This window comes from uncultured Chitinophaga sp. (genome assembly GCF_937874145.1).
Lineage (GTDB): Bacteria > Bacteroidota > Bacteroidia > Chitinophagales > Chitinophagaceae > Chitinophaga.
Genome location: NZ_CALNBI010000229.1, coordinates 1 through 10,706 on the forward strand (window position 1 = coordinate 1; position 10,706 = coordinate 10,706).

At 57.0% G+C, this 10,706-nt stretch carries 8 protein-coding genes; 6 read left to right on the forward strand and 2 right to left on the reverse strand.

Going from position 1 to position 10,706, the window contains the following annotated elements; translation table 11 throughout:
* Nucleotides 1-132 precede the first annotated feature (132 nt).
* The 4 genes from Q0510_RS11155 (at nucleotide 133) to Q0510_RS11170 (ending at nucleotide 7,726) form a co-directional block, all read left to right on the forward strand.
* Nucleotides 133-1,131 carry a FecR family protein gene (locus Q0510_RS11155; protein WP_298711264.1) on the forward strand — a complete coding sequence of 333 codons (999 nt, stop codon included), beginning with the start codon at nucleotides 133-135 and terminating at the stop codon, nucleotides 1,129-1,131.
* Between the two features lie 72 nt (nucleotides 1,132-1,203).
* Nucleotides 1,204-4,644 carry a SusC/RagA family TonB-linked outer membrane protein gene (locus tag Q0510_RS11160; protein WP_298711267.1) on the forward strand — a complete coding sequence of 1,147 codons (3,441 nt, stop codon included), beginning with the start codon at nucleotides 1,204-1,206 and terminating at the stop codon, nucleotides 4,642-4,644.
* Between the two features lie 10 nt (nucleotides 4,645-4,654).
* Complete coding sequence (locus Q0510_RS11165; protein ID WP_298711270.1) at nucleotides 4,655-6,352, forward strand: SusD/RagB family nutrient-binding outer membrane lipoprotein; 1,698 nt, start codon at nucleotides 4,655-4,657, stop codon at nucleotides 6,350-6,352.
* A gap of 24 nt (nucleotides 6,353-6,376) precedes the next feature.
* A complete protein-coding gene (locus tag Q0510_RS11170; protein ID WP_298711273.1) occupies nucleotides 6,377-7,726 on the forward strand; it encodes a PhoPQ-activated protein PqaA family protein in 1,350 nt (449 codons plus the stop codon).
* A 152-nt stretch (nucleotides 7,727-7,878) separates the two neighbouring features.
* Here Q0510_RS11170 and Q0510_RS11175 read toward each other — a convergent pair whose 3' ends face one another.
* On the reverse strand, nucleotides 7,879-8,340 hold the full coding sequence (locus Q0510_RS11175; RefSeq protein WP_298711276.1) for a VOC family protein: 462 nt from the start codon (nucleotides 8,338-8,340) through the stop codon (nucleotides 7,879-7,881).
* Nucleotides 8,341-8,417: 77 nt separating this feature from the next.
* Nucleotides 8,418-9,233, reverse strand: a complete 816-nt coding sequence (locus Q0510_RS11180) for a helix-turn-helix domain-containing protein (RefSeq protein ID WP_298711278.1) — start codon at nucleotides 9,231-9,233, stop codon at nucleotides 8,418-8,420.
* A 133-nt stretch (nucleotides 9,234-9,366) separates the two neighbouring features.
* Between Q0510_RS11180 and Q0510_RS11185 the strand changes: the two genes are divergently transcribed.
* Both Q0510_RS11185 and Q0510_RS11190 read left to right on the forward strand, forming a co-directional pair.
* Nucleotides 9,367-10,263 carry an SDR family oxidoreductase gene (locus tag Q0510_RS11185; RefSeq protein WP_298711281.1) on the forward strand — a complete coding sequence of 299 codons (897 nt, stop codon included), beginning with the start codon at nucleotides 9,367-9,369 and terminating at the stop codon, nucleotides 10,261-10,263.
* A 129-nt stretch (nucleotides 10,264-10,392) separates the two neighbouring features.
* Nucleotides 10,393-10,706: hypothetical protein (locus Q0510_RS11190; RefSeq protein ID WP_298711283.1), on the forward strand; the 314-nt coding region annotated here is incomplete at its 3' end.

Genomic DNA, 10,706 nt, shown 5'->3' on the forward strand with positions numbered 1-10,706 from the left:
CTGGAAATGGAAGATGTAAGGATAAGATGAAGGCGTGGGTGGCAGATGGAAAATGAGTAAGCGCGCCGCGCCCATGATGCAGGATATTTAATCAGACATTCGACAGAACAGATAATGGAAATTACAACCCATATGATCCAGCGATACTTCCGCGGCGAAAGCACCGAAGAAGAATCCGCTATCGTGCGGGAGTGGTTCATGCAGCATCCCGAAGCGCTCGACCACTACCTGACCGAAGAGCATTGGGACCAGTTCCAGCAGGAAAGCGAACTGCCGGCATCCATTTCCGCGTCGATGTACGGGCAAATCGAAGCACATATCCTCGACCGGCCGAAACGCACCGGCTGGCGCATTCCCGCCGTAGCGGCCATGCTGGCAGTTGCAGCGGCCATTTGGTTCATGACGCGGCCGGCAACGCCCGCGCCCCCCGTGGCGCAGGCGCCACGGGATCTGCCCGTGGAAGTCCTCCATAACACCACCGGCAAACCCCTCGAGCACCGCCTCCCCGACGGATCAGACGTGCTCCTCCAACCAGGCGCCTCCCTTCAATACCCTAAACCCTTCAACACCCGTAACCGAAATATCACCCTTTCCGGCAAAGCCCGGTTCGATGTCGCCAAAAATCCCGCGCCATTCACCGTCTCCGCGGGGAAAACAAATACCACCGCCCTCGGGACCGTCTTCGAAATCACGTCCCTCCCCGGCAACCCCACCACCGTCCTCCTCATCAGCGGGAAAGTGAAAGTGCAAACCGATAACAACAAAGACGTTATCCTCCGCCCCGGCGAACAACTCCGCTACGACGCGTCGCTGCATACCGTGCAGGTCACCCGCCCGGAGCCCCCCGCCCGCAAAACACCCGCCGTCGCGCAAATACCGCCACCCAAAGAAACAATTCCTACATCCGCTATAATTCATTTCGATAACACCCCGCTGACAACTCTCTTCCGGCAACTCGAAACCCGCGAAAAACTGCAGGTCATCTACGACCCCGCAACCCTCCGCGACCGATACTTCACCGGAACCTACAACAGCGGCAAAGAATCCCTGGACGATTTCCTGCAGACGATCGCCGTGCTGAATAACCTGCAGATACGCCTCTCGGGCGACAGCTTGCTCGTCACCCCCTGATTTTACCGGTTCCCGCCCCCTTTTGCGATCCACCACGCAGGGGTGCTACCTATACTTTAAAACATCACCGATATGAGATTACGAATGCGCGCTGTTTCGGGAAAGGCCTGCCTTATACTCCTCCTGTGCGGGTATGGCCACGCATCCGCACAAAACAACACCTCGCCCTCCGTGACCGGTATCGTCCGGAATGAGGCCATGCAACCCGTGGAAGGCGTTGCCGTAGAACTGTTCGGCGAATCTTCCCGCGCCGTCACGCAGGCCGTCACCAACGAAAAAGGCGTGTTCGTGATGAACAAAGTTCCGGCCGGAGGGCCCTACTTCTTCGTCTTTTCCCACGTCGCCTACATCCGCGATACGCTCCGGAATTACGCCGTCCAGGAAGGAGCGAGGGCCACGCTTTCGTTTACGCTCCGGGAGAAGAGCCGCGAGCTGGGCGCCGTAACCGTTACCGCACTCGGCATCCGCAGGGCCACACGGTCGCTGGGGTACTCCGTGGAAGAGCTCAACGGCCGCGAATTCAACCGCGTTACGCAGGAAAACTTCCTCAACGCCATGTCCGGTAAAATGGCCGGCGTCACCATCAGCAGCACCGGCGGCGCCGGCTCCTCCGTGAATATGGTCATCCGCGGCGCCACCTCGCTCAGCAGCGACAACCAGCCCCTCTTCGTGATCGACGGTGTGCCACTGGCCAATACGCTCAACAATATCAGCGAAATCGGCAGCAACAACAAAGTGGACTACGGCAACGCGATCTCCGATATCAATATGGATAACATCGAAAGCGTGACCGTCCTCAAAGGCCCCAGCGCAGCGGCCCTCTACGGTTCCCGGGCGGGCAACGGCGTGGTGATCATCACCACCAAAACCGGCCGCAGGGTCGATAGGCTGACCGTCAACGCCACGCAAAACGTGGTGTTCGATATCCCTTACAAATACCTCGAGTGGCAAACCAAATTCGGTTCGGGACAGTTCTCCGCCATCCCCGTGTCGCGGAGCGGCAATATGCTCACCAATCCCTTCGGCTCCCTCGTAGTCGAAAACCTCGACGCCACTTACGGCGCCCAGCTGGATATGGGCTATGAAGAAGTGCAATGGAACAGCCCCACGGGAGCAGACGGGAAGAAAATCCCCATGCCCCTGGTATCCCACAAAAACAACGCGAAGGATTTCGTGAATACCGGGATCACCTCCGCTTCCAATATTTCCATCGCCAATAACAACGACCTGATCGCCTACCGCATGTCGTACGCGAACATGACCAACAAAGGCATCATTCCCAATACGGATCTCTTCCGCAATTCCCTCAACCTCAACGCCACGATGCGCCTCCATTCCAAATTTACCGTGAGCGCCAACGTGGATTACAGCCGCAGCCATTCCAACAACCGCCCCGCCGGCGACCGCGGCACCAACCCGCTGCAATGGCTGTACAGTTTAAGCCCGCACATCAATATCAACGACCTGCGCGATTATTGGATGCCAGGGCAGGAAGGTATCCAGCAGCGAACGCAGTCCAATGGCGTTTTCAATAATCCCTGGTTCCTGGCGTATGAGGTTAATAATGGCTTTGTACGCGATCGTGTTTTCGGGAACGTGCATGCCGACTGGCAGATCACGCCGCGCCTCAGCCTGATGGTCCGCTATGCGCTGGACAACTACAAGGAAGAACGCGAAACCAAAATCGCCAACAGCTACCTCGACTCCCGCAACGGCGCCTACGGGATCATCGGCATCAGTCATATGGAACGCAATGCGGACGCATTGCTCACCTATAAACAACGCGCCGGTAAAATCGACTTCTCCGTGTCTGCCGGCGGTAACCTGCGCTACCAGACGGGCAAAACCGTCAGCAATACCAATAAAGCCGGCACGGGCCTCATTGTTCCGGGCGTATTCACGCTGCAAAACATCCTCCCCGAAAACCTCGACGCCTGGACGTCGCGCTACGAAAAGGGCGTTCATAGCGTATACGGCACCGCCAACATCGGCTACCGCGATATGCTGTACCTCGATATCACCGGGCGTACAGACTGGTCGAGCACCTTGCCCAATGCGGAGCCTTACTTCTATCCCAGCGCCTCGCTGAGCGTGCTGGCCGATAAAGTGGCGGGCATCAACCACCCGAACATCAATATGATCAAGCTGCGGGGCGGTATCGCCAAAGTCGGCAACGACGCTTCGCCATATCAGCTGCAGGCCGTACTGGCCAACGCAGGCGCGTGGGGCAATATTCCGCGGCTCACGACTTCCGGCACGCTGCTCAACCCTTTCCTCAAACCCGAAATCGCGACGTCGTACGAAGGCGGTGCGGATGTGGTGCTATTTAAGGACAGGCTGCGCTTCAATTTTACTTACTACGTCGTTGAAAATAAAAACCAGATCTTCAGTACGAAGATTCCTCCTTCCTCCGGCTTCTCCAGCAAGAACATCAACGCCGGCCTCCTTCGCAGCCGGGGCGTAGAAATCACCCTGGGCGGCACGCCGGTGCTGAAAAAAGATTTCCGGTGGGATGTGAACGTCAATCTTACACGCAACCGCACCCGCATCGTGAGCCTCACGGAAGACATGCCGTATTATGTGCTTTGGGAAGAAGGGCGCGGCGGTGCGTGGACGTACGTGGGAGAAGACATCGGGGATATTTATGATGCGGAGCTGGTAACGGTGAAAGACGAGAAATCTCCGTATTACGGATATCCTGTCCTCGACGCCGTTGGCAAATGGCAGGCGATCGATGCGCAGAATTCCCGGAACAAGATCGGCAACTTCAACCCGGATTTCATTCTCGGCGGGCAAACCACGATCAGCTACAAACGATTCAGCCTGGCCATGACCTTCGACTGGCGGAATGGCGGCGACTTCGTTTCACAAACCTATCGTTACGGCGAAGAGCACGGCAACTCGCAGCGCTTCCTCGACAAGCTGATCAATCCCGGCAATATGAAAGGGGAGGACCTCGCCAATTATCTGAAAGCGAACCAGGACCAGCTGATCCGCGTCAACGGGAATTACTTCCCGCTGGTGGGCGGGCCAACGCCGGAATACAACGGTTATCCCTTTACCTATGGCCCTTACACGCTACCATACGGCGGAGTGTTCATCCCCGGTGTGCGGCCAACAGGGTTCGATCCGCAGGGAAATCCCACGGGATATGCGGAGAACCTCGGCGGCCCGGGCACGCTCACACTGCCATACGCAGGCAGCACCACCTGGTCGTTCACCCGTGCGTTCCTGTTTCCGGCATCGTATCTTAAGTTGCGGGAAGTGGCGCTTTCCTACGACATCCCTTCGAATATCGTGAAGCGCATCGGCGCGAGGAGCGCGGGTTTTTCCATATACAGCCGCAACATCATTTTATGGACCGCCGCCAAGATCGGTGTAGATCCCGAACAGGCCTACCAGCCCGCGGCAGGCGTGCAAGGCTCGGGCATACAGTTTAAACAGGGCATCGAACGGTATAACGTTACGCCCTGGTCTATTCCGCTGGGTTTCAAACTTAACCTGACATTCTAAATCATCCGACATGAAAAGCAGACTGATCCTCTCCGTATGTTGTCTTTTGCTGTTGACGGGCCCCTCGTGCAAGAAGCACCTCATGTCGCTCAACGAGAACCCCAACGGCGCCAACCCTGATGATACCAATCCCGGCTTCGTACTTTCCACCGTGCTCACTGAAAGCGGCAAGAATTATGTGAACCTCGGGTTCCAGGACCTCGCCGGCGTAATGCAGCATACGCAAAAGGACGGCTGGGTAGGCTCGCACAACGAATACGACTGGGGTGGCAGCAACAGCTGGACGCCTTTTTACGATATCCTCCGCAACAACCAGCTGGTCCACGACAAAGCCAAAGCCGCAGGGTTTGAACTCCATGAAGGTGTTTCGCTTGTGATGAAAGCCATGCTGTTTGGCCTGTTGACGGATCTTTACGGGGATATCCCCTACAGCCAGGCGCTCCGTGGCGACCAGGAAGGCGCCGGTAATGCGGCGCCCGCCTGCGATCCCCAGCAAGCCGTGTACACCGGCATCCTGGCCGATCTGGACCGCGCCAACCAGCTCCTTTCCAAACCGAAAAATCAATACACCGCGCCCATCGACGCCGTGGATGTATATTACCAGGGCGACCCCGCCAAATGGCGTAAAATGGCCAACTCCCTGGCGCTCCGCTACTACATGCGCCTTGCCGAGAAGCTGCCCGCCGTGGCCCGCCCCGGGATCGAAAAGATCGTGGCCGACCCGGCGCTATACCCGCTGATCCTCAGCGCGGCCGATGATGCCACCATGGCATTCGTGGGCACCAGCGACGCGGATTCCTGGCCTTCCAACGCCACCTACGACCGCGAAGCGGGCAGCCGCTACCGCCGCATCAAAATGTGCAGTACATTCGTAAATAAGCTGCAATCGTTGAGTGATCCCCGGCTTGGCATCTGGGCCCGGAAAGTGGAATGCTTCCTCCTGGTCGACGATACCAAGCCCGCCGGTACCGGCAACGTGTACCAGCCCCGCGATACCATCGTCAACGGCGAGCCCCGGAAAGTACGTTACCTATCGCCCGATGTGCTGGCCTCCCGCGGGCTCACGCCGGCAGACATCAACCAGGACCAGGATTACGTTGGCCTGCCGCCTGCACTCGCCGGTCCTGCCGTGTACAACATGAGCAACGACGCGGCGCAGGCATCCACCAACGCGCATGTGTCGTGGCTGAATGATATTTATAAAGAAGCGAAAGGCCCGCTGCTGAAGGCGCGCTTCATATCCGCCGCCGAAGTGCATTTCATTTTGGCCGAAGCCGCACTGAAAGGCTGGGCGGCTGGCGATGCGGAAACGCACTACCGTAAAGGCATAGAAGCTTCCTTCGTGGCCTGGGGCATCGGCGCGCAATTGGGCGCGTATATGGCCGGGCCCGCCGGCACCTTCCAGGGCACGCAGCGGCAGATCGTGGAACAGAAATGGATCGCGGCCTGGACGAATGCCACCGAGGCCTGGGCGGATTACAAAAGAACCGGCTTCCCGGTGCTGAGTGCCGGGCCGAATGCGAAAGGGCCTGTGGTGCCGGTGCGCTTTTATTATATGCTCGACGAAAGAAACCTGAACAATACCAACATCATGGCCGCCGCCGCCAAACTGGAAGTAACAACGTACTCCGCTTTTGGCGCGAACGGTCCGCAGAACAGTCCCTGGTCGAAGCCCTGGGTGATCAGCGGTACCGGCAAGCCCTGGTAAACGAATCAAAAAATAAGAAGCATTATGAGATACAGCATGTTGAAACCATTCATCCTCTTTGTGGCGATCCTGCTTTCCGCAGTCGCCTCCCGCGCGCAGGTAACACCCGAAACGGCCCTCCGCGCTTATCTCGACAACGGCGACAAATCCTATCAATGGAGCGTGAAAGATTCTTTTGTGGTGGGAGATATCACCGCGTATTCCCTTGCCCTCGTTTCCCAGCAATGGCGCGAGCATACCTGGAAGCACCAGCTCATGGTCTTCGTTCCTAAAAACGTCAGGCACAACGGAGCATTGCTGTTCATTACCGGTGGTTCGCTGAAGGACGGAGAGCCCCGCTGGACGGGCGCCAACGATGGGCTGTACCGCGCCATCGGCACCATCGCGCACGACCGGGGCGCCATCACCGCCGTTCTCCGCCAGACGCCGAACCAGCCCTTGTATAACGATCTGACGGAAGACGCGCTGATTTCCTTCACCCTCCACAACTTCAAACAATCGAAAGATTATTCCTGGCCGCTGCTGTTCCCCATGGTGAAAAGCGCCGTCCGCGCGATGGACGCCGTACAGGAGCTTTCGCAGCAGAAGGCTGACAAGCCCGTAAACCAATTCGTGGTGGCAGGCGCTTCCAAACGCGGGTGGACCACCTGGCTCACCGGCGCCAACGATCCCCGTGTGAAAGCCATCGCCCCCATGGTGATCGATATCCTCAACATGCCCAAAAGCCTCGATTATCAAATCGAAACCTGGAAAGAATACAGCATCCAGATCGAAGATTATGTGAAACTGGGCATACCGCAACAAACGGGCACCCCGGAAGGCAAAGCCATCACCACCATGGTAGATCCCTACAGCTACCGCAAATCGCTCGATATGCCCAAAATGCTCTTCATGGGCACCAACGACGAATACTGGGTGGTGGATAACGTGAAGAATTATATCAACGACATCCCCGGAAAATACCTGCTCAACTACGTTCCCAACGCCGGCCACAACATGGGCGACGGCAAGCAGGTGATGAACGGGCTGAGCGCATTCTTCGGCATCACGTTCAACGGGCAGCATTATCCTGAATGCAGCTATACCATCAAAAAGAAAGGGAAAAACGTAAACGTGGATATCAAAGCAACGCCGGATAAGCTGGAAGATGTAGTGATCTGGTCGGCCGATTCCCCGGACCTGGATTTCCGCAACGATAAGTGGTCGTCGCGCAGTCTGGGTATCTCCGGCAAATCGAATGTATCGGTGTCGCAGCCGCTGCCGTCGGCCGGGTATTCCGCTTTTTATGTGGATTTGAAATACAGCCAGGAGAACGGGCAGCCTTACACGGTAAGCACGCGCGTCTTCCTCACCGATACTGAAAAAGTGAGATAACGCCTCAACAAACACATGGACGAAGCATCAGGCCCCGCGTTTGCGGGGCTTTCGTTTTGGCGGGAAAAACTAAGATAATTACCTGGATGCTCATAGCGGACGGGGATAAATATTAGGGAGCCGGTCCCCATAGGAACCGGCTTCTTTTTTCTTTACTGTGCGGGTGGCGCGTAAGTCACGATATCGATCCCGATGCCGTTGGGGTCCTGTATGGCGAAGTGGCGATCGCCCCAGGGCTCGTCGCGCAATTCGATTTTGATGGGCACGCCCTTCGCCTGTATTTCTTTGTATACTTTATCGACGTCCTCCACTTCGATGGTCAGGTACATGCCCTGTCCGCCAAAAGGCTGCTGGAACAGCGGCTGCTGCGAAGGGTGTTTCGGCAGGAGGAAGCTGAGTTCCGATGCCTGGCCGGGTGTGTGCATCAACAGGTAGAATTCATTTTCGAACGTTACCCCGAAGCCCAGGGTTTCGGTGTAGAACTTCTTTGTTTCGGCGAGTTTGGCGGTGATAATGCCGGCATTCATTTTCATGGTCGAAGTTTTAGCGGTTTGTTGAGCGAATAACGGAAAGGAGAAGAGCAGGAAAGCCGCGAGGGCGATATGATTTTTCATGATGTACGTCCGTTTTTGATGACAGTACAAAAGTCGGAAGCCGGGCTCCCGGAACATAGTACAAAACGGACATAATGCTATCTGCCCCAGGCCTGGCCGGGCGTTTGGCCATAGAACCGCCGGAATTCGCGGATGAAATGAGACTGGTCGTAATAACCGGCGTCGAAGAACAGTTTGCTTTCCCGCAGGCTGCGGGAGGAGGGCTTGGCCTGCAATATCCGCTGGAAGCGCACGATACTGCTGAAGGCTTTCGGCGTATCGCCGATGTATTGCCCGAACATCCGCCGGAGCTGGCGAGGGCTGATCCCCGTTTGCACTTCCTTTTCCACCTGGATGGTGCCGTTGTGGCGGAGGATGAGGTCAAGTGCGTCGTAGAACCGCCCGTCGGGACGGAATGTTTTTCCCGCAATCATTTCCAGGAAAATTTCGTCCAGCAACAGGCACATCGCTTCGGGATGCTGAATGCCGGCGCAGCGGTGGGCCAGTGTTGCGGCTAAAGCCGGATCGATGTTCAGCAGGTTTTCCGTGCGGCCGGTAAGTGATTCGGCCGGAATATGATACAGTTGCGGGAAGATGCCAGGTAGGAAACGGATACCGGCGTAATGGAAATCGCCCGTCAAAGGGAATTCCGTATACGCATCCGAGATACCCATTACCCAGGCTTCGGCGGGATTGCCGGGCTCGAAGAAAATATCCATACAGCCGTCGGCCACCACGCGATACGGAAAGGGTTCCGCGGCGGGGGTATTTGTTTTCAGCTGCCAGTAACAATAAATATAAGGCTGCAGCGCGGGGCAGGGCAGCAGCTCCACATAGGAAACCGTTTCGCCTGCTGCGGTCACAGCGGGCTGGATGGGCTTGTACAGGTCCCGGATGTGGGAGAAGGCTTGCATGTTACCGGTGTTGTCAGGTTCCCGGAAAGGTACGCAATTTCCCGGAAGCCGCTGCTATGGCTGTTGGGGAATGGAATGGGGTTTGACGCATATATCTGTACAAACCGATTCTTCATCATGAAAAAACATGCATATGAACAACGATATGAACCCCTCCGGCAAAGGCTACGCGCTGGTGACCGGCGGAACGAGCGGCATTGGATACGAACTGGCGAAACTGATGTGCAAGGATGGTTACAACCTCATATTGGTGGCGCGCTGTGCCGAACGGCTGGAAGAAGTGTGCAACGAATTCCGCACACAGGGTGTAACGGCCGTACCGCTGGCAGCAGATCTCTTCAGGCCGGAAGCGGCTGCGGAGGTATATGAATCCATCCGCGCCCGGGACCTGCCCGTCAGCATCCTGGTCAATAACGCCGGACAAGGCGAAAGAGGCCCCTTCTGCCAGGTACCCCTCGAAAGGCACCAGGACCTTATACAGCTGAATGTCACCGCTCCCGTTACCCTCACCCGGCTCATCGCCTGCGATATGGTGCAGCGCGGCGAAGGGCGCATCCTCAACGTCGCTTCCATCGTATCCAAAACACCCGCACCGGATTTCGCCATTTATGCAGCCTCCAAAGCCTTCCTGCTATCCTTCTCACAGGCGCTGAGCGTGGAGCTGGAAGGCACCGGCGTAACCGTTACCGCCCTGCTGCCCGGCAGAACCGATACCGATTTCTTCTTCAAAGCGCATATGGACGACGCCAAAGAATACCAGGACCATTCCCTGGCCGACCCCGCAGAAGTAGCGGCCGATGGCTACGAAGCCCTCATGAACGGGGAATCCCGCGTGGTATCCGGCGCACAAACGAAAATGATGATGGGCATGTTAAACGCCAAGCCCGACCAGGCAAACGCGGAATCCATGCACGAAAATATGCAGCCTACCGAAAAACCCGTAGGCGAATGGCGGACGCAGTCTTCGCATGCACCTTCTGTTAAAGAGAGGGAGTCGATCGGCGTAATAACCGGCGACCTGGTACGATAGGAACCAGATCTGAGAGGTGGCGCCCCCGGCCGGGGGCGCCTTTTTTATGCAGGCGCGTGCGGCAGACCGGACAGTTCAGGACGGTTCCTTCATTTTCTTTTACCATCTTGGGAACCTGAATTCCGCGTTATGAAAACTATCGTCATGATATTTGCGCTGCTGCTGACCGTTACGGCTCTCCATGCGCAGGAGCGCCCGCCCGCGCAGTGGATCACTACCACCCGCAGCCAGAGCGCCACCAACACCTGGATCGCTTACCGCAAAACCGTTCAGCTCAGCGCCGCGCCCGCCAAAGCCCTCGCTTCCATCGCGGCCGACAGCAAATACTGGCTCTGGATCAACGGCAAGCTCGTTGTGTTCGAAGGAGCGCTCAAACGCGGCCCCAATCCGCAGGATACTTATGTCGATGAAGTTGACCTGGCGCCACATCTCCGGCAAGGCGA